The sequence below is a fragment of the Streptomyces sp. RKAG293 genome, from assembly GCF_023701745.1.
In the GTDB taxonomy this organism is placed as follows: Bacteria; Actinomycetota; Actinomycetes; order Streptomycetales; family Streptomycetaceae; genus Actinacidiphila.
This window is the reverse complement of record NZ_JAJOZB010000001.1, coordinates 6,662,480-6,686,698: the sequence shown is the minus strand read 5'-3', so window position 1 is coordinate 6,686,698 and position 24,219 is coordinate 6,662,480. Positions and strand designations below refer to the sequence as shown.

General features: G+C 70.0%; 14 protein-coding genes and 1 pseudogene. 8 read left to right on the top strand and 7 right to left on the bottom strand.

Annotated elements, in window-relative coordinates; all coding sequences use genetic code 11:
- Positions 1–57: 57 nt before the first annotated feature.
- The 4 genes from LNW72_RS29645 to LNW72_RS29630 form a co-directional block, all read right to left on the bottom strand.
- Entirely contained in the window at positions 58–981 is a 924-nt protein-coding gene (locus LNW72_RS29645) for an LLM class F420-dependent oxidoreductase (protein ID WP_250978153.1), read from the bottom strand.
- Between the two features lie 120 nt (positions 982–1,101).
- Positions 1,102–1,551 carry a DUF6099 family protein gene (locus tag LNW72_RS29640; protein ID WP_250978152.1) on the bottom strand — a complete coding sequence of 150 codons (450 nt, stop codon included), beginning with the start codon at positions 1,549–1,551 and terminating at the stop codon, positions 1,102–1,104.
- A gap of 119 nt (positions 1,552–1,670) precedes the next feature.
- Positions 1,671–2,030 carry a nucleotide pyrophosphohydrolase gene (locus LNW72_RS29635; protein WP_250978151.1) on the bottom strand — a complete coding sequence of 120 codons (360 nt, stop codon included), beginning with the start codon at positions 2,028–2,030 and terminating at the stop codon, positions 1,671–1,673.
- A gap of 10 nt (positions 2,031–2,040) precedes the next feature.
- On the bottom strand, positions 2,041–3,411 hold the full coding sequence (locus LNW72_RS29630) for an ATP-binding protein (RefSeq protein ID WP_250978150.1): 1,371 nt from the start codon (positions 3,409–3,411) through the stop codon (positions 2,041–2,043).
- A gap of 219 nt (positions 3,412–3,630) precedes the next feature.
- On the opposite strand from LNW72_RS29630, the gene LNW72_RS29625 reads away from it, so the two are divergent.
- The gene (locus LNW72_RS29625) at positions 3,631–4,182 is read left to right on the top strand and encodes a DUF1697 domain-containing protein (protein ID WP_250978149.1); all 552 of its coding nucleotides are present in this window, start codon (positions 3,631–3,633) and stop codon (positions 4,180–4,182) included.
- 134 nt (positions 4,183–4,316) lie between these two features.
- Here the strand turns inward: LNW72_RS29625 and LNW72_RS29620 are convergent, their stop codons facing one another.
- On the bottom strand, positions 4,317–5,288 hold the full coding sequence (locus tag LNW72_RS29620) for a serine/threonine-protein kinase (protein WP_250978148.1): 972 nt from the start codon (positions 5,286–5,288) through the stop codon (positions 4,317–4,319).
- A 246-nt stretch (positions 5,289–5,534) separates the two neighbouring features.
- On the opposite strand from LNW72_RS29620, the gene LNW72_RS29615 reads away from it, so the two are divergent.
- The 4 genes from LNW72_RS29615 (at position 5,535) to LNW72_RS29600 (ending at position 18,014) form a co-directional block, all read left to right on the top strand.
- Positions 5,535–8,300, top strand: coding sequence for a DEAD/DEAH box helicase (locus LNW72_RS29615; protein ID WP_250978147.1), 2,766 nt, complete (start codon positions 5,535–5,537; stop codon positions 8,298–8,300).
- The gene (locus LNW72_RS29610; RefSeq protein WP_250978146.1) at positions 8,297–10,807 is read left to right on the top strand and encodes a helicase-related protein; all 2,511 of its coding nucleotides are present in this window, start codon (positions 8,297–8,299) and stop codon (positions 10,805–10,807) included. Before LNW72_RS29615 ends, LNW72_RS29610 begins: the two co-directional genes overlap by 4 nt.
- Before the next feature lie 116 nt (positions 10,808–10,923).
- Entirely contained in the window at positions 10,924–13,869 is a 2,946-nt protein-coding gene (locus tag LNW72_RS29605) for a helicase-related protein (RefSeq protein WP_250978145.1), read from the top strand.
- Positions 13,866–18,014 carry an Eco57I restriction-modification methylase domain-containing protein gene (locus tag LNW72_RS29600; protein ID WP_250978144.1) on the top strand — a complete coding sequence of 1,383 codons (4,149 nt, stop codon included), beginning with the start codon at positions 13,866–13,868 and terminating at the stop codon, positions 18,012–18,014. The genes LNW72_RS29605 and LNW72_RS29600 overlap by 4 nt, the downstream gene beginning before the upstream one ends.
- Positions 18,015–18,039: 25 nt before the next feature.
- Here LNW72_RS29600 and LNW72_RS29595 read toward each other — a convergent pair whose 3' ends face one another.
- A complete protein-coding gene (locus LNW72_RS29595; RefSeq protein ID WP_250978143.1) occupies positions 18,040–18,243 on the bottom strand; it encodes a DUF397 domain-containing protein in 204 nt (67 codons plus the stop codon).
- Positions 18,240–19,103: pseudogene (locus LNW72_RS29590) on the bottom strand (Scr1 family TA system antitoxin-like transcriptional regulator). Before LNW72_RS29590 ends, LNW72_RS29595 begins: the two are co-directional and overlap by 4 nt.
- 258 nt (positions 19,104–19,361) lie before the next feature.
- On the opposite strand from LNW72_RS29590, the gene LNW72_RS29585 reads away from it, so the two are divergent.
- The 3 genes from LNW72_RS29585 to LNW72_RS29575 all read left to right on the top strand — a co-directional run bounded on the left by LNW72_RS29585 (position 19,362) and on the right by LNW72_RS29575 (position 24,193).
- Positions 19,362–19,760 (top strand): ATP-binding protein, encoded by a 399-nt coding sequence (locus tag LNW72_RS29585; RefSeq protein ID WP_250978142.1) that lies wholly within the window; start codon positions 19,362–19,364, stop codon positions 19,758–19,760.
- A gap of 105 nt (positions 19,761–19,865) precedes the next feature.
- Complete coding sequence (locus tag LNW72_RS29580; protein ID WP_250978141.1) at positions 19,866–22,025, top strand: UvrD-helicase domain-containing protein; 2,160 nt, start codon at positions 19,866–19,868, stop codon at positions 22,023–22,025.
- A gap of 137 nt (positions 22,026–22,162) precedes the next feature.
- Positions 22,163–24,193 (top strand): N-6 DNA methylase, encoded by a 2,031-nt coding sequence (locus tag LNW72_RS29575; RefSeq protein WP_250978140.1) that lies wholly within the window; start codon positions 22,163–22,165, stop codon positions 24,191–24,193.
- Positions 24,194–24,219 lie beyond the last annotated feature (26 nt).

Below are 24,219 nucleotides of genomic sequence, written 5' to 3'. Positions count from 1 at the left end.
AGATTCCTTCAAAGGGTCAGCTCGGATGGGTTCAGTTCAGTTCAGTTGCAGGTGAGTTCAGGTGAGTTGGGACTGGACCTCGGCGGAGATCAGTTCCAGGTGGTCCAGATCGCCCAGGTCGAGGATCTGCAGATAGAAGCGGGTGGAGCCGGTCGCGGCGTACCGGCCGATCTTGTCGATCACTTCGGCCGGGGACCCGGCCAGCCCGTTGGCCTTCAGCTCGTCGACCTCCCGGCCGATGGCCGCGGCACGGCGCGCGACCTCGGCGTCGTTCCGGCCGACGCAGGCGACCAGCGCGTTGGAGTACACCAGCTCGTCCTTCTTGCGCCCCTCCGCCTCGGCCGCCTCACGCACCCGGCCGAACTGCCGCCTGCTGTCCTCGACGGAAGCGAACGGGATGTTGAACTCGTCCGCGTAGCGGGCGGCGAGAGCCGGGGTCCGCTTGGCACCGTGCCCGCCGATCAGCACCGGGATCTTCGTCTGGACCGGCTTGGGCAGCGCGGGCGAGTCCTTGAGCTGGTAGTACGTCCCGTCGAAGTCGAACGTGCCACCGACCGGCGTGGCCCACAGGCCGGTCACGATCGCCAGCTGCTCCTCCAGCCGGCCGAACTTCTCCTTCGGGAACGGGATGCCGTAGGCGGTGTGCTCCTTCTCGTACCAGCCGGCGCCCAGTCCCAGTTCGACGCGCCCGCCCGACATCTGGTCCACCTGCGCGACCTGGATGGCGAGCACGCCCGGCAGCCGGAAGGTGCCGGCCGTCATCAGGGTGCCGAGCCTGATGCGGCGGGTCTCACGGGCCAGCCCGGCGAGGGTGATCCAGGCATCCGTCGGGCCCGGCAGCCCGTCTCCGCCACCCATGCTCACGTAGTGGTCGGAGCGGTAGAAGGCGTCGAATCCGAGATCCTCGGTGGCCTTGGCGACCGTGAGGAGGGTGTCGTAGGTGGCCCCCTGCTGGGGCTCGGTGAAAATACGAAGATCCATGCCTCCCATCCTCCACGCCGGACCGCCCCGCACGTCAACCACGCGTACGGCGTCGCCGATCTTGTGCACCGGTGGGTGTGTCCAGGGCGGGCCGGACCCCGGATCATGAGCCGGGCGGTTTCATGCGCCCAGCGCGCCGAGCAGCGCGCAGACCCGGTCCTTGGAATCCTCGGCGGCGTCCATCGCGTCGATGCACTGCCAGTACACCGCCTCCTCCTCCGCGGAACAGGCCAGCCCCACGAGGGCCGCGCCCAGCTCCGAGAGCAGGTCCCGCAGTTCCGTCAGCGCACGGGCCGGTTCCCGCACGCCGGTGAGTATCGACGCCCGGACGGTCTCCGGACGGACGCCCGGCAGGCCCGAGAGCCCAGTCGGTCCGCAGACCCGGCCGCCGCCCGTCTCGCCCACCGAGAGCCCGGCGGCCCGCAGCTCCGCCGGTCCGTGCAGGGCGAGATGACCGCCCACCGCCTCGGCGAGTGCCTGCGCCTGCCACGCCTCCGTGATCAGGTCCTCCACCTGCCACGCCTGCTCGAGGGCGTGCCGGGTGGCCAGGATGAGCCGTACCGCGTCCATGATGTACTCCCCCTGCCGCTGCTTGCTACCGACCTGTTACCCAGAGTGACGGTCGGTGGCCGCGAGCGGAAGGGGGGTCCCATCGCCTGTGGATTACTCGCCGGTTGTGGATATCCCGGTCACCCGGTCGGGTGAAGCGTGCCCGGCCCCTCGTCCTCCGCCGGCATCGGGAAGCGCAGTTCATTGCGGTCGATCTTCGCCGAGAGGGCCTTCAGCACATCGATCTCCAGCACCTGGCAGAACTGCAGCAGATACGCCAGGACATCCGCCACCTCGTCCTCCACCCGGTGCGCGGTCCCGGCGTCCGCCATCACCCGGCCCGCCTCCTCCGGGGTCATCCACTGGAAGATCTCCAGCAGTTCGGACGCCTCGACGCTCAACGCCGCGGCCAGGTTCTTGGGTACGTGATATTGCTGCCAGCGCCTGGCCGCCGCGAAGGCGGTCAGACGGCGCTGCAGCGCCTGCAGATCCTCGCTCATCCGCACAGGTCTACCGCATGGTCGGCGCCGACCGCGCGGGCACCCGCTCCCCGACGCCCTCCCCCGCTTCCGGCCCCGGCTCGGTCTCGGGCTCCGTCCGCGGCTCGGTCCACAGCTCGGTGCCGGGATCCGCGCCTGCCGTCCCCGGCGTCTCCGCCTCGGCCCCCGCCTGCTCCGGCCGCCGCGGGCGGACGAAGTCGATGACCGACACCCCGCCCAACCCCTCGGCGACGGAGGCGTCGTGCACCGCGCCCAGCAGCCGGATGTGACCGCGGCCGGCCGCCATGCCCGCCAGGGAGAGCAGCTCACGGGTCTGCCGGCGGTCCATCCCCAGATCGAAACCGTCACTGAGCACGGTCAGTACCTGGGCGGCCGGGAGGAGTTCGGCGCTCGTGTCGACCTCCAGCACCCCCGGTCCGGTCAGCAGGACCAACGCGATGGCCAGGAAGCGCAGTTCGCCGTCGCCCAGCCGGTCCACCGGCACCAGACCCAGCGGCCCGCGGTCCACCGCCGCGATCACCGACCGCAGTTCGGCCCCGGAATCGGCGCCGGCCGCCCGGGACCGCAGGACGGTCAGCCCGTCGACCGGCGGGCTGCAGACCTCCCGCATCGCCCGCACCAGCGCCGCGTGCCGCGTACGGCACTCGCCTTCGGTCCTGGCCAGCACCGCCGAGAGGTTCTCGCAGCCGCGGCGGAGCATCCCGTCCCCGGCGTCCACCGGCGCCCGCATCGTCTCCGGCCGGGGGTCCACCGGGAACACCCCGCGTAACGCCAGCACCAGTTGTTCCACCGCCGCCAGCACCAGCCGCTGGCCCTCGGTGCGGCCCGCGACGCGCAGCGGCAGCAGCGCCGTCGCCAGCAGATCGTCGGGGAGCGGCGCGCGGGTGACGGGCACCAGGCCCGCCGTGTGCCACGCCGCCTGGACGGTGCGCCGTTCCGGGTCGCGCAGCGCGGTGGTCAGCAGCGTCTCCCCGCCACCGGTCAACCGCTCGCCGACGATGCGCAGTTCGGGCTCGGCCTGAACGGCCACATCCAGCCGGACCGGTCCGACGGGTCCGGTGACCGTGCAGCCGATCCGGAATCCGCGCCGCCCTTCCGCGTCCGGCTGCGCGCCCTGCGGCACGCAGGCCGCGGCCCCGCCCCGCACGCTCCCCGCCCTGTTCCCGGAGCCGTTCCCGGAGCCGTCGAACACCTCGCTCAGCGTCTCTCCGCCGGCGAGCCGCCCCAGCGCGCTCAGCGCCTCCAGAACGCTCGATTTCCCCGTCCCGCTGGCGCCGGCGAGCAGGGTGAGCGGACCCAGCGCGAAGCTCGCGCCCCGGTGCGACTTGAAGGCGGACAACCGCAGTTCGGTGACAGCGGGACGCTCACTCGTGAGGTTCATATCCGCGAACGTAGCCAGCGCCACCCCTGCCGAACCGTTACGTCAGCCCCCACGTCCTCCGAACGGGCGAAGCCCGGCAGGATGACGGTATGGAGATCAACGAATTGGGGCGTGTCACAACGGGTCCGCTCGGGTCCGCTCCGGCCGCCGAGCCCGATGCCCGAACTCCGCTACCGGACCTCTGAGGCATTGTCCGACCCCTGGTCTACGGTGGGCCGCGTGACGAGCTATGTGGCGCTGCTCCGCGGGATCAACGTGGGCGGCAAGAACAAGGTGCCGATGCAGACCCTGCGCGAGCTGCTGACCGGGCTGGACTGTACGGACGTCAGAACCCATCTCCAGAGCGGCAACGCCGTCTTCGGCCACCCCCGGGCCGATCCGGCCGCGCTGGCCACCGACCTGGAGGCGCGCATCACCGAGGAGCTGGGGCTCACCATCCGCTGCCTGGTGCGGGACGGCGCCGATCTCCAGCGGGTGGTCGACCACAACCCCTTCGACATGGAAGGCATCGACCCGTCCCGGTTCCTGGTGACCTTCCTGTCCGGCCCGCCGGAGCAGGAACGCCTGACCGCCATCGACCCCGCGGCCTACACCCCGGAGGAGTTCCGGCTCGCCGACCCCAGGGCCCCGCACGAGATCTATCTGCACCTGCCGACCGGCATCCAGAAGTCCCGTCTCGCCCTGCTGTTCACCGACAAGAAACTGGGAGTGACCGCGACGGCCCGCAACTGGAACACGGTGCTCAAGCTCGCCGCGATGTCAGCAGAATAGGCGCCAACTGAGGGCTTCTTCCACATGCAAGGCACCGAGTCGCTGTGAGGTTCTCGGGCCGCAAAGCCGAGCGGGAGGCGTCCGCCTGGTGCATCCTCATTGCCATAGAGGCCAGACAGGGACAGACCTGCACATCACTTTTCGTGGCCCGGTTGCCGCATGTTCGCCCACGCTCGCACCGGCCGCGCTTCCGGACCCATCGGGTGCCGGAAGGGGCGCAAGGGGTCAACTTCGACCCAAGGGGTCAGCGCCGCCGCCGGGTCGCCACGTTCGGGAAGCCAGGGGGCAAGCCGCCGCCAGACCTCGCCCGCATGGGCGGGGCGCTCGCGCGGGTCCTTGGCGAGGAGCTGGAGTACAAGGGCTTCCAGGTCGCTGGGGGTGTCGGAGCGCAGGTCACGCAGAGGTGTAGGTGGCCGGTCGAGGATGAGGCCAGGAAGTAGGAGTTCCGAGCGGTGCTCGAAGACCGGTTCGCCCGTGAGCATCTTGTGGAGCAGGGAGCCGAGGGCGTACAGGTCGGTGCGGTGGTCGACCGGCTTGCACAGCACCTGTTCGGGGGCCATGCATTCCAGGCTGCCGGGCCGCTCGCCGGTGGCGGTGAGCTTGGCGGTGCCGGGTTCGAGGAAAGCGGCGACGCCGAAGTCGAGGACTTTGACCACGCCATCGGTTCGGATGATGACGTTGCGGCCTTTGAGGTCGCGGTGGACGACGTCGCGGGCGTGCACGGAGCCGAGGACGGAGGCGATCTGCACCCCGATGGACGCGGTCTCCTGGACGCTCAGCCGTTCCTCTTCGGCAATCCGGTCATCGAGGTCGATGCCGGTCACGTACTGCATGACCAGGAACCGAGTGCCGTTCTCCTCGCCGAGGTCGTAGACGGTCGCGATGCCGGTGTGGTCCAGGCGGGCGGCGGCACGGGCCTCGCGCTGGAACCGCGCAGCATCCCGGGTCCGCTGACTCTCGGTCAGGCCGGGGGTCACGTTCATGGTCTTGAGCGCGACGTCGCGGCCGAGGTGTTCGTCGTGAGCGAGCCAGACCACGCCCATCCCGCCGGATCCGATCTCCTGTTTGATCCGGTAGCGCTTGGCGATCACAGGTCCGATGTCCATGTGCGGGGCGACTCCGTCCGGGTCCGTCTGATCCGTGGCCCGATGCGACCGCAGAGCAGAGGCATCGGAGAGAGTCTGGCATGCGCACGGCGCATATGTGTCCCACTCGCCGCCACAAATAGGCATTGACTGAGTTCACAGTTGCATGTTGTGATGTGCAACGTACGATCAAGGGAAGCGCGGCGCGCTGCGGACGCGGGTGACTACCGTTGCTCCCGGACCGCTTCTGGAACAAGTGGGGAACACGTGGACGTCTTCAGGGTGCACCAGCGGCTTATCCGGGACTACAAGGAGTACACCTCCGGATCAGTGGTGATCGACGACCGCCGGATCGACGAGAAGGTGTCGAAGTCGTTCGCCGACGGAGATCAGTGGCCGAACCCCTACCTCTCCCTCAACCCGAGCTTCGCGCCCGGCGGCTCGGTCGAGGATCTCGCACACCCGGCAGGGCTGCTGCACCCGGAGTGCGCGGACATTTTCCGTACGGGCAAGGAGGATCCGGGCGAGAGCGTCCGCCCGATCCGCTTCCACCAACACCAGCGGGAAGCAATCGAGGCGGCTGCGTCGAGGTCCTCGTTCGTGCTGACCACCGGCACCGGCTCCGGCAAGAGCCTCGGCTACATCGTGCCCATCGTCGACCGGGTGCTGCGTGAGAAGGAGGCCGGGGCCGCGCCCGGCATCAAGGCGATCATCGTTTACCCCATGAATGCCCTCGCCAACAGCCAGGAGCGCGAGCTGAGGAAGTTCCTCACCGCTGGATACGGCAAGGGCAACGAACCGGTCACCTACGCCCGCTACACCGGCCAGGAGAAGAAGGCCGAGAAGGACGCCATCCGCAAGTCGCCGCCAGACATTCTGCTCACCAACTACGTGATGCTGGAGCTGATGCTCACCCGGCCCGAGGAGCGCCAGGAGCTCATCGGGGCGGCCAAGGGGCTGAGCTTCCTCGTTCTCGACGAGCTGCACACCTACCGAGGGCGGCAGGGCGCCGATGTCGCCATGCTGGTGCGGCGGGTGCGTGAGGCCTGCCAGTCGCCGGGCCTGCAGTGCGTGGGCACGTCGGCAACGATGGCCACTGGCGGCACACCCGCCTCGCGGCGCCGTGAGGTCGCCCGGGTCGCCTCGACCCTCTTCGACACGAAGATCTCCCCGAAGCGGGTGGTCGGCGAGACCCTGGTGCGGGCGACCGGTGATGCCGTACCCACGCCGGCCGAACTCGCAGCGTGCGTAAGAGAGAACAACCCGCCGGCGGCGTACGGACGGCTGGCTGCCGATCCGCTGGCTCGGTGGATCGAGACGACCTTCGGCCTGGTTGAGACCGAGGACGAGGACGGCAGCACGCTCCTGGTGCGCGCCGAACCGCTCACCGTGGAGGACGCCGCCCGGCTGCTGCGCTCCGAAGCGTTCGATATCGACGACAGCGACGTCGAGGAGCAGTGGTACAACGCCTGTGTGGAGGCCATCCGGACCACCCTTCAGGCGGGTTCACGCACCCGCAGCACCGAGGACGACCGCCCGTTGTTCGCCTTCCGGCTGCACCAGTTCCTGTCCAAGGGCGGCTCCGTCTACGTCTCCTTGGAGCGGGAGAACGACCGCCACATCACCCGCACCTACCAGCAGCGCGTCCCGAACGCCCCCGAGAAACTGCTGCTGCCGCTCTCCTTCTGCCGTGAGTGCGGGCAGGAGTACCTGGCGGTGGCCCGCGAGCAGCGCGACGACGGCAGCATCTCCTTCCGTACGCGGGAGGACGAGGACGACGAGCAGGGATATCTGTACGTCTCGGCCGCCAACCCGTGGCCGGAGCAGGTCGGGGACGCCATCGAGCAGCGGCGCTTCCCCGACAGCTGGCTCACCTTCGACGAGCGCAAGGGTGCCCCGGTACTCACCGCCAGCCGCCGCAAGCGGGCGCCGCAGCCGGTGTGGGTACGCCCGGACGGTACCGGCGGAGGCAAGGCGAACGGCGGGCTGTACGCAGCCTATTTGCCGGCCCCGTTCCTCTTCTGTCTGGAGTGCGGCACCAGCTACGAGCAGGTCAGGGAACGGGACTTCGCCAAGCTGATGACCCTCGACCAGGAGGGCCGCTCGACCGCCACCTCGGTCATCAGTGCCTCGATCGTGCGTCACCTGAAGAGCATTCCCGCCTCGGAGCTCAAGAAGGACGCACGCAAGCTGCTCACCTTCGTCGACAACCGCCAGGACGCGAGCCTCCAGTCGGGGCACTTCAACGACTTCGTCATGGTGAGCCAGCTGCGCGGCGCCCTCTACCGGGCGATGGTCGCAGCAGGCGAGAAGGGACTGCGCTGGAAGCGGCTCGGCGAGGAGGTGGTGGCGGCGATGGGGCTCTCCCCGCACGAGTTCGCAGCCAAGCCCACCGAGATCGAGGAGCTGGCCGAGGGCACACTCGAAGCTCTGGCCGCGATCGCCGAGTACCGCCTCTTCCTGGATCTGGAGCGCGGCTGGCGCATCACCATGCCCAACCTGGAGCAGACCGGGCTGCTCGGCCTGGAGTACGCAGGCCTGGAGGCCATCGCCGGAGCCGAGGATCGGTGGGAGAAGGCCGCAGGTCCGTTGCGGACGGCCACCCCCGAGGTCCGCCGCCGGCTGTCCACAGTCCTCATGGACGAGCTGCGCCGCCAGCGCGCCGTGGACACCCCCTACTTCACCGAAGCCAAGTTCGCCGAACTGCGCAAGGAGTCGGCCAGGCTCAACGACGCGTGGGGAATCGCCGACACGGAGGCAGCACCGCCGACGGCCGGTGTCGCCGTCGCCCGGGCCGGACGCCCCGGCCGCACCGGCCGGGGCCGCAGCGAGCTGAACCTCACCGGCCGCGGCGCCTTCGGCCGTCATGTCCGCAAGCCCGCTACCTTCCCCGACTGGGGGCACGGGCTCTCGCTGGACGAGACCCAGAAGGTCATCCGCGACCTGCTCGCCGTCCTGGCGGACGGGGGGTCCTCACCGAGGTCCCCCAGGGGCGGGGCGAGGAGCCTGGCTACCAGATCAACCACACGGTGATCCGCTGGCACGCCCGCGATGACGACCACGGCGCGGTGGACCGGCTACGGCGCACCTATCGCAACGAACGCGGGCCTCGCGTCAACGCCTTCTTCAAGCGCCTCTACCGGGACATCGCGGTCACCTTTGCCGGTCTGCACGCCGCCGAGCACACAGCTCAGGTCCACCCCGAAGTCCGCCAGGAGCGCGAGGACCTGTTCAGCGAGGGCACCCGGCTGCCGCTCCTGTACTGCTCGCCGACGATGGAGCTCGGTGTCGACATCGCCAGCCTCAACGCGGTCAACCTGCGCAACGTACCGCCGACGCCCGCCAATTACGCGCAGCGTTCGGGCCGCGCGGGCCGCAGCGGGCAGCCCGCGCTCGTCACCACGTACTGCGCCACCGGCAACAGCCACGACCAGTACTACTTCACCCGGCGCAAGCAGATGGTGGCCGGCGCCGTCGCCCCGCCGCGGCTCGACCTGGGCAACGAGGATCTGCTCGCCTCCCATGTGCACGCGATCTGGCTCGCCGAGACCAGACTCGACCTCGGCACCAGCATGACCCGGCTGCTCGACTCCGCCGGCAAGAATCCCCCGTTCACCGTGCTGCCATCCGTCGCCGAGCACATCGACAACCAGGACGCACAGCGGCGCGCCCTGCTGCGGGCCCGCAGTGTCCTGGCCGGCTGTCTCGACGTGCTGCGTGCCACGTCCTGGTGGCACGAGCAGTGGCTGGAGCAGACCGTCAAGGCCGCGCCGGGCAGCTTCCGTAACGCTTGCGGGCGCTGGACGAACCTCTTCAGGAGCGCCCTCCAGGAGCGGGAAATCCAGCACGACAACATCCTCAACCGCACCGCCACCGGCCGCTCCAAGGACCAGGCCAAGCGCCGCCGCGCCCAGGCCGAGAACCAGCTCGCGCTGCTCCGCAACGAGCAGGGCGGCGAGCGGACCGTGATGTCCGACTTCTTCCCGTATCGCTACTTCGCCTCCGAGGGTTTCCTGCCGGGCTACTCCTTCCCCCGCCTGCCGCTCGCCGCCTACATCCCGGGCACGGGCCGCACCGGCCCCCGCGGCTACGACGGCGACTATCTACAGCGGTCCAGGTTCATCGCGATCCGCGAGTTCGGGCCCGGCGCGCTGATCTACCACGAGGGCAGCCGCTACAAGGTGGACCGGGTGCAGCTGCCCCCGGACACGGCGGGTGAACTGACCACCGAGAGCGCGAAGGTCTGCGGGCTCTGCGGCTATCTGTCCCCGGAGGAACTGCGGGAGGACACCTGCGGGGGCTGCGATGCCAATCTCGGTGACGCGCGCACGGGTCTGCTGCACCTGCACACCGTCTTCACCCATCGTCGCGACCGGATCTCCTCCGACGAGGAGGAGCGCCAGCGCACCGGCTACAAGGTGGAGATCTCCTACCGCTTCAAGAAGCACGAGGACGGACGGGACGGTTCGCTGCGGGCCACGGCGCAGGGCGCGTCCGGCCACGCCCTCGCGGAACTCGCCTACGGGGACAGCGCCACGGTCCGGCTCACCAACCTCGGCTACCGCCGGTCCGTCGGCAAGGGCGAGATCGGCTTCTGGATGGATCCGGTGACCGGGGAGTGGCTCGCCGGCAGCACTGCCAAGCAGGGCGGCCGGGAGCCGCTTCAGGAGCAAGAGGGCCTCGCGGACGCCGAGAAGGCGAACCGTAAGATGCCCGTGATCCCGTATGTGCAGGACACCCGGAACATCCTCGTCGTCAAGCTGGCCGAGCCGGTCGACCGGGACACCGCCGTCACCCTCCAGTACGCCCTGGAACGAGGCATCGAGGCCGAGTTCCAGCTGGAGGACTCCGAACTGGACACGGAGGAACTTCCGCCGTTCGAGGGGCCGCGTGAGCGGCTGCTGTTCATCGAGAGCGCCGAGGGTGGCGCCGGGGTGCTCCGGCGTCTCCAGGCCGAGCCGGACGCGCTGGCCCGTGCGGCCCGCAAGGCACTGGACATCGCCCACTTCGACCAGCTGGGCCGCGATCGCGGCGACGAGAAGAGCAACGGCGACCCGTGCGAGAAGGGCTGCTACGACTGCCTGCTCTCCTTCGGCAACCAGCGCCACCATCGCGCCATCGACCGCCGTCTGGTGAGCGAACTGCTGCAGGCCTTCGCGGGCGGAAGCGTCGGCGGAAGCATCCCGGGCCGGTCGCGGGACGAGCACGCGGACTCGCTCAGTCAGGGTGCCGACTCCCGCCTCGAGGAGCGCTTCGTCGAGTACCTGAAGTCACACGGCCACCGGCTGCCCGACCACCAGCAGGTCAAGGTGCGCGAGGCCCTGTCCAAGCCGGACTTTGTGTACGACACCGGGTTCGGCCCGATCGCGGTCTTCGTCGACGGACCGCACCACGACCACTCCGACATCGCGCTGCGCGACGAGGAGGCGGAGGAGCGGCTGAAGGAGATCGGCTGGGACGTGGTCCGGGTCCGTTTCGACGACGACTGGTCGAAGAAGGTCGCCGAGTACCCTCAGGTGTTCGGCGAACCCCGCCGCTGACCTGCGGCCGAACACGTGTCCTGGAGCGTCGGCCGACGGGTTGCGCGTCCCGCCGGCCGATCGTTCCGTCCCAGCACCGCCCGTACATCCCCATGCATCCACCCCGGAAGGCCCGTATGACCACCACCGTCCCGCCGGCCCCGAAGTACGCCGTCGGCTCCCTCGTCCGCGCCCGGGGCCGTGAGTGGGTGGTGCTGCCCGAGTCCTCCGAGGAGCTGCTGGTGCTGCGCCCGCTGGGCGGGGCCGATGTCGACATCGCGGGAGTGCTGCCCGGTCTGGAGACCGTGGTGCCCGCCACGTTCGCCCCGCCCACGCCCTCCGACCTCGGCGACCAGCACACCGCCGGTCTGCTGCGCACCGCCCTGCGGATCGGATTCCGGGCCGGGGCCGGTCCCTTCCGGTCCCTCGCCTCGATCGCCGTGGACCCGCGCCCCTACCAGCTGGTGCCGCTGATGATGGCGCTGCGCCAGGACACGGTGCGGCTGCTGATCGCCGACGACGTGGGCATCGGCAAGACCATCGAGGCGGGGCTCATCGCGGCCGAGCTGCTCGCCCAGGGTGACGCCCGCGGCCTGGTGGTGCTGTGTTCGCCAGCGCTGGCCGAACAGTGGCGGGCCGAGCTGCAGGGCAAGTTCGGCATCGACGCGCGCCTCGTGCTGCCAGCCACGATCGGCCGCCTGGAGCGCGAGACGCCGTACGGGCAGTCGGTGTTCCGCCAGGACGGCGTGTACGTCGTGTCGACCGACTTCATCAAGTCGCCCCGGCACCGCGAGGACTTCCTGCGCAACTGCCCCGACCTGGTCATCGTCGACGAGGCACACACCTGCGTCGCGGACTCGACGGCCCGCGTCGCTGCACGCACCTCGCAGCAGCGGTACGGACTCCTGCGCGCGCTCGCCGACGACTCGGCCCGGCACCTGCTCCTGGTCACGGCCACCCCGCACAGTGGCAAGGAAGAGCCCTTCCGCCGGCTGCTCGGGCTGCTGGACGCGCGCCTCGCCACGGTCAGTTTCGACACCCGTGCGGGGCGTGAGCTGCTCGCCCAGTTCTTCGTGCAGCGCCGCCGCGCCGACATCCGTGAGGACTTCCAGGACGGCGCCCACTTCCCCTCCACCCGTGACTCCGCCGAGGTCTCCTACACCCTGCACCGCGACTACCGCACGCTGCTCGGCGAGGTCCTGGCATACGCCCGCGAGACGGTGCGCTCCGCAGACGGCGCGCTCCAGCAGCGTCAGCGCTGGTGGTCGACGCTGGCACTGCTGCGCACCTTGTCCTCCTCACCCGCGGCCGCCGTACGGTCCCTGAACACCAGGGCGGGCGTCCAGGAGGCGGGCACCCCCGACGAGGCGGACCACACCGGACAGTCCACGGTCTCCGACCCGGCCGACAGCGACAGCGCGCAGGCTGCCGACGAGGTCCCGGGCAGTCTGCTGCCCACTGCCACGGATGACGAAGCCGTCGGCGACGAGGAGAAGGCCCGCCTGGTCGCCATGGCGGAGGCCGCCAAGAAGCTCTCGGGCCCCACCCGTGACGCCAAACTCAAGAAGCTGGTAACAACGGTCACCGACCTCCTCGACGCCGGCTACCGGCCGATCGTGTTCTGCCGCTACATCGCGACCTCCGACTACGTGGCCGACCACCTGGCGAAGGTGTTCAACAAGAAGGGGACCGAGCACCCGGTAGCGGTCGCCTCCGTCACCGGCGAGCTCGCGCCCGACATGCGGCTCAACCGGATCGCCGCACTGACCGGCGCCGACGAGAACGGCGACCCGGCGCCCGAGCGGCGCGTCCTGGTGGCCACCGACTGTCTGTCGGAGGGCGTCAACCTCCAGGGGTCCTTCGATGCCGTCGTCCACTACGACCTGGCATGGAACCCGACCCGCCACGAGCAGCGCGAAGGCCGCGTCGACCGCTTCGGGCAGCGCACCGACGTCGTGAAGGCGCTCACCCTGTACGGGGCGGACAACCCCGTCGACGACATCGTCCTGAAGGTGCTGCTGCGCAAGCACGAGCAGATCCGCCGCGCCACCGGCATCTCCGTCCCCGTACCGCAGCAGGCGGAGAGCGCCATGCAGGCGGTCTTCGAAAAGCTGATTCTGCAAGGTGAGACCCCCGCTTTCGAACAGGAGGGGCTGTTCGGGCGGGACCAGGTGCCCGCCGCCGAGCAGCTGGAGATCGCCTGGGAGTCCTCCGCAGAACGCGAGAAGGCGTCCCGTTCCCGCTACGCCCAGAACACGATCAAGAAGGAGGAGGTGGCCGCCGAGGTCGCCGAGATCCGCGCCGCGCTCGGCACCGGCGAGGAGGTCACGGAGTTCACCCGCCGCGCGCTCGGCGCGCTGCGCGGTGTGCCCGCCGACCGCAAGCAGGGCGGTTTCACCGCGCACACCGACGCCCTGCCACAGGGCCTGCGGGACGCCGTCACCGCCGCGCTCGGCCCCCGCCATCCGCGCCCGGTCGTCTTCCACGACGCGCCGAGCGCCCCGCGCGGCGAGGTGGCGCTTACCCGTACCGACCCGGTGGTGGCCGCGACCGCCCGCTTCGTACTGGACACCGCGCTGGACGAGAAGTTCCCGGACTGGCAGCGCCCGGCCCGCCGCTGCGGAGTGGTCCGCACGACCGCGGTGCGGCGACCCACCACGATGCTGCTCGTACGCCACCGTTTCCAGCTCAGCCTGCCGACCCGCGACGGCGGAGTGCGCACCCAGCTCGCCGAGGACGCACGAGTCGTGGCCTTCCAGGGCAGCCCCGAAGCACCGCAGTGGCTCCCGGACGAGGACGCCCTGGCGCTCCTCGCCGCCCGCGCCACCGGCAACTCCGACCCCGGGTTCGCCACCGACCACATCACTCAGATCCTCGCCGCCCTCGACACCGGCCTGATGGATGAGCTGCGCGTCCGGTCCAAGGCCGCCGCGAAGGAGCTGGAGGCATCCCACCACCGCGTCCGCGCGGCAGCCCGGGCACGTCTCGCCGGCCTGAGGGCCGCCCCGCAGGGCGATCCGGACGTCCTCGGCGTCTTCCTCTACCGCCCGGACGCCAAGATCCAGCTGGGAGCGGACGCATGAGCATCGCCAGGACCCTGGTCACCGACACCGTCGCCACCGTGGGCGGCCTGCTGCCGTACGACCTTCTGGTACGGATCAAGGAGGGCAAGGAGCAGTCGGGCGCCAAGCCCTCCGACTACCGGCTCTTCGCCAAGGGCGACTCCGTACGTGACGCTGCCGAGCGCTCCTGGGGCTATCTGCACGGCGTCTGGGCCGCCTACCAGGAAGCCCTCGCCCGCGACGGGGCGGACGGCGACACCGGCGTACACGCCGTCGGACTCACCACCGAGCGTTGGCTGCTGCCCCTGTTCGAGCAGCTCGGCTTCGGCGCGCTGTCCACTGTGCCGGAACCGGGCCTGCCCGCCCACGACCAGGCGAAGAATTTCCCGGTCAGTCACCGGTGGGCACACGTGCCCGTGCACCTCACCGGCTGGAACGTGCCCCTGGACCACCGGACTCCCGACGTGGCGCCCCAGGCCCCGCAGTCCATGGTCCAGGAATACCTCAACCGCTCCAGCGACTCGGCCCTGTGGGGTGTCCTGTCCAACGGCCGCCAACTGCGGTTGCTGCGTGAGTCCGCGTCGCTGACCGGTGCCGCGTTCATCGAGTTCGACCTCCAGGCGATCTTCGAAGGGAAGCGGTCCGACGACTTCGTCCTGCTGTGGCGGCTGCTGCACCGCACCCGCTTCGAGGGCGATCCCGCCTCGTCCTGCCCGCTGGAGAAGTGGCGCACCGAGGCCATCGACTCCGGCACCCGCGCCCTCAAGGAGCTCCGCAAGGGCGTTGAGAGGGCACTCACCGTGATCGGCAGCGGGCTCATCGCCCACCCCGACAACGGGGACCTGCGCGAGGCCCTGCGCACCCGCTCCAGCAGCGTCCGCGACCTCCACCCCGCCCTCCTGCGGCTCGTCTACCGGCTGCTTTTCCTCTTCGTCACCGAGGACCGTGGCCTGCTCCTGGACCCGGACGCCGCCGACAGCCCGCGCGGCCGGTACGAGAAGTACTTCTCCACGGCCCGCCTGCGCCGCCTCGCCCGCCGCACCGGCACTCCCCACGGCGACCAGTGGGAGGCCCTGACCCTCGTCGTCAAGGGCCTCGGCGAGCCCGGTGGCCGTCCCGAACTGGGCCTGCCCGCGCTCGGCGGCCTCTTCGAACCCACCGACGCCGACCACAGGTTGGATGGTCTCTCCCTCACCAACGAGGCCCTCTACACGGCGGTCCGGGCCCTCGCCGTCATCTTCGACACCAAGCTCGGCAGGCCCCGCAAAGTCGACTACCGGCACCTGGGCGCTGACGAACTCGGCTCGGTCTACGAGTCGCTGCTCGAACTCGAACCCCGCCAGGAGGCCGACGGCTCCTACGTCCTGAAGAAGCTGGACGGCAACGACCGCAAGACCTCCGGCTCCTACTACACCCCCTCGCCGCTGATCGACTGCCTCCTCGACTCCGCCCTCGACCCGGTCATCGAAAAGGCTGTCCTCTCGGGAACGACGAAGGAGCAGCGGGAGGCGGCCCTGCTCGCCCTGACCGTCTGCGACCCGGCCTGTGGCAGCGGCCACTTCCTGGTCGCCGCGGCCCGCCGGATCGCCCGCCGCCTCGCGGAGGTCCGCACCGACGATCCGGAGCCGGGCGCCGAGGACGTGCGGCACGCCCTGCGCGACGTCATCTCCCGGTGCGTGTACGGCGTAGACCTCAACCCGATGGCCGTCGAACTGGCGAAGGTGTCGTTGTGGATCGAGGCCATGGAGCCGGGACGCCCGCTCACCTTCCTCGACGCACACATCAAGCACGGCAACGGGCTCCTCGGTACGACGCCGAAACTGCTCGCCGCCGGCCTGCCCGACGAGGCGTTCAAGGTCCTGGAGGGCGACGAGTCCAAGTCGGTCAAGAACCTGAAGGCCCGTAACGCGAGCGAGCGGGACCGGTGGCTCGCGGCGCTGCGGCACGGCGCCAACCACGACGCCCTGTTCTCCGAGCAGCATGCGCTGGAGATCTCCAATGCGGCCATAAGCAGGGATGCTTCGGCCATCACGGCCTCCCCGTCGATGGTCCTTGAAGACGTCCAGGGCCAGGCCCGCGCCTACCATGAACTGACCACGTCCAAGAACTACGTCAGGGCGCTCAGGCTCGCCGATGCTTGGTGCGCGGCCTTCGTGTGGAAGAAGTCCGAGGGGACCTCCCCGGCCGCCCTCACCACCGACTCCTTGCTTTCCCTGCACGCTGCGGAAGGTGACACCGACGCCAAGGTCGACGCCGATGCGAGCCTGCCCGACGGCACAGTGCGCACGGTGCGCCATCTGCGCAAGAAGTACCGCTTCTTCCACTGGCACCTGGAGTTCCCCGAGGTGTTCCGGGTGCCGGCCGATCCGGCGGCGCCGGGTGTGGACGAGCGGACGGGGTGGAGGGGTGGGTTCAGCTGTGTGCTGGGGAATCCGCCGTGGGAGCGGGTCAAGCTTCAGGAGCAGGAGTTCTTCGCAACCCGCGACGAGAAGGTCGCTACCGCCGAGAACAAGGCAGCTCGCGAGCTCCTGATCGACGCCCTCGCCGAGAGCCGAGAGGAGTCGGACCGGGCGCTCCACGCCGAGTTCATCGCCGCGCGCCGCATTTCCGAAGGCGTCAGCCATCTGCTGCGCAGCTCGGGGCGCTTCCCGCTCGCCGGGCGCGGCGACGTCAACACGTACGCGGTCTTCGCCGAAGCCGCCTCCCTCGGCATCGCCCCCACCGGACACTTCGGCCTCGTCCTGCCGACCGGCATCGCCACCGACGCGACGACCGCGCCGTTCTTCTCCGACCTGGTGCGCACCTCGCGGCTTTCGTCTTTCCTGGACTTCGAGAATGAGGCGTTCATCCTCAGCAGGGACGTAGACCACCGGGTGCGCTTCTCGCTGCTGACCGTCACCGGCCGGAGCGAGCGAGTGGAGCAGGCATCCTTCGCCTTCGGCACCCGGCACATGGAGGACCTCCACGAGCGCCGCTTTGCCATGCCGCCGGAGGAGATCCTCCTCGTCAACCCCAATACCGGCACCCTGCCGGTGTTCCGCAGCCGCCGAGACGCAGAGATCACCCTTGGAATCTACCGGCGCGTCCCGATCCTCAAGCGGGAGCCAGACACGGAGGGGAAGGGCGCCACGGACCCGTGGGGCCTGACCTTCATGACCATGTTCCACATGTCCAACGACTCGCACCTGTTCCGTGGCAAGGCGGAGCTGGAGGCCGAGGGTTGGAAGCTGAAGGGGAACGTCTTCACGGACCCGGGCGACGGGCAGCGCTACCTGCCGCTGTACGAGGCGAAGATGCTCCACCACTTCGACCACCGGCTCGGCACGTATGAGGGGCAGACGCAGGCCCAGGCGAACGTGGGAACGTTGCCCCGTGCCACGCCGGAGCAGCACGACGATCCGGACTTCGCGCCGCTGCCTCGTTACTGGGTACCAGAGTTCGACCTGGACTCGGGGAAGCGGGACAAGAACCTGACTCCGATCATGTGGCCGGGGGTGGCATCACGGTTGAGGGAGCGGGAGTGGTGGCACGGGTGGCTGCTGGGGTGGCGGGACATCGCGCGGTCTACGGATACGCGGACGACGATGGCCACGGTGTTGCCCCCCTTCGGCGTCGGCCACACCAACCCGCTCATGTTTCCGTCGAATGCAGAGGCAGCAGCTCTGTTGCAGGCGTGCCTGTCGTCATACGTCTTCGACTATGCGATCCGTCAGAAGATCGCAGGCACGCACCTGACATACGGCTACCTGTACCAGCTGCCAGTACCCGAGCCGTCGGATTTCGCCGAGGCGCCCGGCGGGACTGAGTGGTTCATCGCTCGGGTGGCTGAACTTTCCTGGACCAGCAGGGACATGACGTCCTTTGCCAAGGACCTTGGATATTCCGGGTCACCGTTTCGATGGAGCAGCAACCGTCGTCACCTGCTGCGCGCCGAACTGGATGCCGCACTATTCCGCCTTTATGGGGTGAGCCGCGACGACATTCAGTACGTCATGGAGACTTTCCCGGTGGTCAAGCGCGAGGACGAGGCCGCCCACGGCACCTACCGCACGCGGGACCTCATCCTCCACGCCTACGACCGCATGGAGGAGGCAAGTAGGGCCGGCAGCGCGTACCAGACGTTGCTGGACCCGCCGCCAGGCCAGGGGCCTCGGCACGACAGCTGAGCGGGAATGAATCGGGCGGGGCCGGTCAGTGGGACCAGCCCCGCCCGACGTCCGCAACGAACGTGGCCCATGCGTCGCGCGTGAACGTGAGCTGGGGGCCGCCGCGCTCCTTGGAGTCCCGTACGTGGATGGCGGCGCGGTCGGAGGCGACCTCGACGCATTCGCCACCCTCTCCACTGCTGTACGAGCTCTTGAACCACTGGAGCCGTGGGGGCTGTTCGGTGCTCATCGATCTCCCAGCAACTTCTCGATCAAGGCCAGGGACTCGCTTGGGTTGAGGGCCTGGGCGCGGATGCTGCCATAGCGCGCGGCCAGCATACGGACCTCCTCCGGTTCCCTCACGAGTCGGCTGACGTTCTGGACCTCCACGTACGCGAGCTACGATTTGCCCGGTGGGACGAGCAAGGTGAAGGGGCCGCCCAGGCTGGGGTGGTCCGTGCGGTCCGTAGGCATGACCTGAAGCTCCACATTGCGCAGTGGCGCCACATCGACCAGACGACGCAACTGCTCACCGTGAACCGCTGAGGATCCCGTCGGCCGTTGCAGGACGGACTCCTCAACGGTGAACGAGACGAGTGGCGGGGGCCACCGTGTCAGGATCTGCTGCCGTGCCAGCCGGGCGGTCACTCGTTGCTCGATGGTCGCTTCGTCGAGCAACGGGCGGCGGCTGGTGAAGACAGCACGCGCGTGTCCCTCGGTCTGGAGCAGACCCGGCAGAGAGAGCGCAGCGTAGTAGTGCAACTCGACCGCCTTCGCCTCCAGATCCGCGTAATCCTGGAACCAATCCGGATGCCGCACCCGCCGCCGCGTCTTCGCCCGCTCCACATCCTCCGCCGTCACCGCCAGCAACCCACCGCACCCCAGAAGTTCGTCCACCGTCACCAGGAAATCCGGCTGCGGCGTCCGCCGCCCCCGTTCGATCGACGAGATCTGCTCTTCGCCGTAACCGACCCGCCCGCCCAGCTCACGCTGGCTCATCCCGGCCCGTTCCCGCGCGGCCTTGATCACGCGGCCGATGGCACGGAACAGATCCGCGGCCTCTTCCGACCCCGCCGGGTCCTCCGCACTCGTCCCGCCCCGTGCCACCATCACGTACCACCCGTCCCGTTCCTGATCCTGTCATCGACCGGAAAGCCGCTTACCGCCCACCGACCGTCACCGGCGGACGTCACGGACGGACACTCGTACAGACACGACCGCCACCCGGACGGCCTGCCCGTATGTCCGGAAAGTCACGTGCCGTACCGCGTCGGGTACTCCCCACCGTAGATCCGCCACGTCACTGTCGGTGAGGTGAACCAGGAATCCGGGACAGCCACCCGCCAACCCCGTGCAAACGCAGACCCCTTGGTCTTCAGCACCCTCTTCCCCACCACCAGACACGGTGCCCACGCCGCCCGCCACGCCGCCGAACGATGGCTCGCCCTCCATCTGTCACCGGACGAGCCGCGCGGCGGCGACCTCGCCACGCCCGCCGCCATCCTCATCGCTGAACTCACCGCGAACGCCGCCCTGCACGGCCGGGTGCACGGCCGTCAGGCCCGCCTCGACCTCCGACTGGATGTGACCGAACTGCTCATCGAGGTCACCGACGCTCGTGGCGACCGGCTGCCGACGGCGCAACGACCAGAGGACGCCGTCGAGTCGGGCCGAGGGCTGCTGCTCGTCGAGACCCTGTCGGACGGCTGGGGCGTACGCCCGCATCACCCCGGCGGGAAGACGGTGTGGGCCGTGTGCCGCCGGTAGAGCCGTAGCCACCCCTCCGGAACGCTTCAGCGGCCAGACGACAGAGAAGACTGTAAACTCAGTCAACGTTTGCTTGCTGTGTCGTTTCAGGGGGAGGACAGGGGCATGCCACAGATCGCGATCACCAACACCTTCTGGGAGGGCGTGGACCGGCTGGACAAGCCGGCCCGCGCCCGTGTCCACAAGGCGATGGGGAAGTTCCAGCACATGACCGTCCCGCAACTCCACGCGGACAAGGGGCTGCATCTGGAGTCCGTGGTCAGCTCGCGCGACCCGCGCATGCGTACGATCCGGGTCGACGACGGGCTGCGCATCGTGCTGCTCGCGCCTGACGACGGCAGCGACCTCTTCGTCCTCGTGCACGTCGTCTCTCATGACAAGGCGTACTCGTGGGCCAAGCGGCGGCTCTATACGGTCAATGCGGTGACTCGCTGTCTCGAAGTGCGCGACCTCACCGCCATGGAGCAGATCACCCCGCTCTTCGCGCAGGAGGCCCAGGCCGCGCCCCAACTCCTCTTCACCGCCTGGTCGGACACCGCGCTCCGGCATCTCGGTATCGACGACGTCACCCTGCGCGCCGCCCGCACCATTACCGGCAAAGCCCAGCTGGAGGCCTTCGGGTCGCTGATGCCGGAGGATCAGTTCGAGGCGCTGTGGCTGCTCGCCGAGGGGTTCGACGCCGACGAGGTCTACCGTGATCTCGTCACCGTACGGCAGGTCGCACCCGTCGATGAGAGCGACGCGGAGCAGGGCGAACTGGCAGCCGCCGTCAGCCGTACCCGGAGCCGGATCGCCCTCATCACCGGGCCCGAGGAGCTCGCCGACATCCTCGCCAAACCCTTCGACGCCTGGCGCATCTTCCTCCACCCCGCCCAGCGGCGCATCGCCTACCGGCCCGGATATAGGGGTCCCGCCCAGATCACCGGCGGTCCCGGCACCGGCAAGACCGTCGTCGCGCTGCACCGCGTCAAGCACCTACTCAACCGCTCGCCCGACTCTCGCGTCCTGCTCACCACGTACACCGGTGCGCTCACCCGTTCCCTGCGCGCCGGGCTCGCTCTCCTCCTCGATCACGACCAGGCGCTCCTCGGCCGGGTCACCGTCACCACGGTCGACGCGCTTGCCCGGCGCACTGTGCAGGAGCTGGACGGTGCGCCGGGCGCCGTCCTCGGCGACAAGGACGAGCGCCGGCGTTGGCAGCGTCTTGCCTCAGAGCTCGGGCTGCCCTGGAATGGGGCCTTCCTGTCCCAGGAGTACCGGCACGTTGTGCTCGCTCAGGACCTGCGCGCCCACGCGGAGTACGCCCTCTGCCGGCGGCGCGGGCGCGGCAGCGCACTGGGGAGGGCGCAGCGCGAGCGCGCGTGGCAGGCGATGGCCCAGTTCGAGGACGAGCTCTCCCACGACCGTTCCTGCACCTGGCTCCAGCTGTGCGCCCAGGCCGCCCGGCTGCTGCGGGACAAGCCGGGCGAGGGACCGTCGTACGACCATGTGGTGGTGGACGAGGCCCAGGACCTGCACCCCGCCCAGTGGCGCCTGCTGCGGGCGCTGGTTCCGGAGGGGCCGGACGACCTGTTCCTCACCGGCGACCCGCACCAGCGGATCTACGACGCCCAGGTCTCCCTTCGCTCGCTCGGTATCTCCGTCGCCGGGCGCGGGGCGAGGCTGCGCCTCAACTACCGCTCCACGGAGGAGATCCTGCGCTGGTCGCGGGCGCTGCTCGGCGGGGAGCCGGTGACCGACCTGACCGGGGACGAGCCGGACTCGCTGTCCGGCTACCGGTCCCTGCTCCACGGGGAACGACCTGTGTGCGAGGGGTACGGGACGGAGTCGGCCGAGGCGGACGCTGTCGTCCGCCGGGTGCGCGACTGGGTGGCGGCCGGAGTCGCCCCCTCGGAGATCGCGGTCTGTGCCCGGTTCCACACGCAGACCACAGGGATCGGGGAGCGGCTCGCCGAGGCCGGGCTGCCCGTGGTGCGGGTCAAGGACGGAGAGCCCGAGGGCACGGCGGGAGTGCGGATTTCGAGCCTGCACAGCTTGAAGGGACTGGAGTTCCGCTGTGTGGCCGTTGCCGGGGTGACGAATTCCGCATTCCCGTTCCAGACCGCGGTAACTCCGGCCGCGGTCGACCCGCTGCAGCACGCGACGGACCTCGCAGCCGAACGGTGCCTGCTGTTCGTGGCGTGCACCCGGGCCAGGGAGGCGCTGTACGTGTCGTACAGCGGGCGGCCGAGCACATTCCTCGACAGGGTGGGGTCGGCGGCCTGAAACGTCACTTCTGGACTGTGAACAAAGTCAACGGGCGTAGTAGCCTGGCGGGCGCAGGAGGGACAAGTGTGGCTGGATCGCACACCCATCTTCGAAGCAAGAATCCACGGTTGATCAGAAACGCCCTGGGAGGGCAGATGTCCACGTCGCGTGCCGTACCGGTGACCTTGGCCGAAATTGCCCGTCTCGCGGGTGTGGGGCGAGCCGCCGTGAGCAACTGGCGGCGGCGGCATCCGTCCTTCCCCGAGCGGATCGCCGGCACCGACGTCAACCCGCAGTTCTCCATGTTCGAGATCGAGAACTGGCTGCGCGACAACAGGAAACTCAGGAAGTCCACCGAGCTGGAATGGCTCTGGCCCCGCTTCGAAGCTCTCGGCGGGCGCGATGAGACCGGGGCCGCCGTCGCCGAGGCGGGACGGCTCCTCTCCGGTCGGGAGAACGAGGTAGGCAAGGAGCTCCCGGACTCGACGCGGGCGCTGATCGAACGGGTCGTGGACCTAGGGCGGCGCGAAGGAGGCGCGCAGACCTTCGCGTTCCTGCTACGCCGCTGGCTCGACGTCCATGTGCGCCAGATCACCACGACGCCGGAGCCGCTGGCCGCGCTCATGGCGGACCTCGCTCTCGGTGCGGCGGGCGGTGCCGGCGGTGCCGGCGGTGCCGGCGGTGCCACGGTCATGGACCCGGCCTGCGGAACCGGGCACCTTCTCGTGGCCGCGGCCGAAGCAGTGAAGGCATGCGGCGCCGGGGCGGTCACCCTGCTCGGCAGCGACCGCGACCCCGTCCTCGCCGCACTGGCGGATGCCCGCCTGCGCCTCGCCGATGAGGGAAAGCGGACACGCATCGACCTACGGGCGGGGGACTCCCTGCGCGACGACCCGTTCGCTGACTCCCCCGCTGACATCGTCCTGTGCAACCCGCCCTTCAACGAACGGGACTGGGGGTACGAGGAGCTGGCCACCGACGCCCGCTGGAGCCACGGACTACCCCCGCGCACCGAGCCCGAACTCGCCTGGGTCCAGCATTGCCTGGCCCGGCTGCGTCCCGGCGGCGTCGCCGTGCTGCTGCTGCCGCCCGCCGTTGCGGCCAGGAAGGCGGGCCGACGCATCCGCGGTTCGCTGCTGCGCACCGGTCACCTGCGGGCCGTCGTCGCACTGCCGCCGGGATGTGCGGCGCCGCACAGCGTCTCCCTGCACCTATGGGTGCTGCGGACGCCTGCACCCGGGGAGGAGGCGCGGGCGGGCGGCCGACTGCTGGTCGCCGACGCCGCATCACGCTTCCCCCGGTCCTCGGCGCGGGAGTGGGCCCCCGATTGGGCAGCGATCGGCGCCTTTGTACGCGAGGCCGTCAGGGAGGCCGGCTCCCCGCAGGCCTCCGCCTACGTGCGACAAGTCCCCGTCATCGAACTCCTCGACGATGAGGTCGACCTCACCCCTGGGCGCCACATCGCCCCGTCATCGGTGGACATCGCACACCGAATGGCCGAATCCTGGCACGAGTTCACCGGCCTCACCGCGAGCGTAGGCCGGACGGCCCGGCATCTCGCGGCGCTCGACCTCGCCGCGGCCACGGCGGACACGCCGTCGGCGACCACGGTCGCCGAACTGGCCCGGGCCGGGGCGCTCACTCTGCGCAGCGGCCAACAACCGCCGGAGGAGTCGATTCGCACCGGCCCGTCGTTCGACGACGACATCCCACTGCTTACCGTCCCCGACCTGCTGATGGACGGCGAACCCCGAAGCTGGCTCGCCCCCGGCGACGCGGCAGCCTGCGAGGCCGTGATCGCCGAACCCGGGGACATCGTGGTGGTGGGGGTGACCCGGGCATTCTCCGCCTGGGTCCATGAGGGGCCGCCGACCGCCCTCGGTCCGCAGCTGCACGCCGTGCGGGTGCAGCCCGAACAGCTCGACGCCTGGTTCCTCGCCGGTTCACTCCGCTCCCCGGCCAACGCCCGGCAAGCCGGAACCCACACGACGAGCTCTTCTCGGATCGACGTCCGCCGCCTCCAGGTCCGCCAGGTGCCCCTCGGCGAGCAGCGGCGCTACGGCGAGGCATTCCGCGAACTGGCCACCTTCGAGCGGATGGTGCGCCGTACCGGCAGCCTGGGCGCGGACCTCGTCCGTGACCTCGGCGACGAGCTGGCGGCCGGACGCCTGGCGGGCGGGGCGTAGGCAGCGGGTTCCGGCACCCCGGTCAA

Coding starts and splice junctions, on each gene's coding strand:
- LNW72_RS29645 (WP_250978153.1), bottom strand. CDS start 981: ATGGATCTTCGTATTTTCACCGAGCCCCAGCAGGGGGCCACCTACGAC.
- LNW72_RS29640 (WP_250978152.1), bottom strand. CDS start 1,551: ATGGACGCGGTACGGCTCATCCTGGCCACCCGGCACGCCCTCGAGCAG.
- LNW72_RS29635 (WP_250978151.1), bottom strand. CDS start 2,030: ATGAGCGAGGATCTGCAGGCGCTGCAGCGCCGTCTGACCGCCTTCGCG.
- LNW72_RS29630 (WP_250978150.1), bottom strand. CDS start 3,411: ATGAACCTCACGAGTGAGCGTCCCGCTGTCACCGAACTGCGGTTGTCC.
- LNW72_RS29620 (WP_250978148.1), bottom strand. CDS start 5,288: ATGGACATCGGACCTGTGATCGCCAAGCGCTACCGGATCAAACAGGAG.
- LNW72_RS29605 (WP_250978145.1), top strand. CDS start 10,924: ATGACCACCACCGTCCCGCCGGCCCCGAAGTACGCCGTCGGCTCCCTC.
- LNW72_RS29600 (WP_250978144.1), top strand. CDS start 13,866: ATGAGCATCGCCAGGACCCTGGTCACCGACACCGTCGCCACCGTGGGC.
- LNW72_RS29595 (WP_250978143.1), bottom strand. CDS start 18,243: ATGAGCACCGAACAGCCCCCACGGCTCCAGTGGTTCAAGAGCTCGTAC.
- LNW72_RS29580 (WP_250978141.1), top strand. CDS start 19,866: ATGCCACAGATCGCGATCACCAACACCTTCTGGGAGGGCGTGGACCGG.
- LNW72_RS29575 (WP_250978140.1), top strand. CDS start 22,163: ATGTCCACGTCGCGTGCCGTACCGGTGACCTTGGCCGAAATTGCCCGT.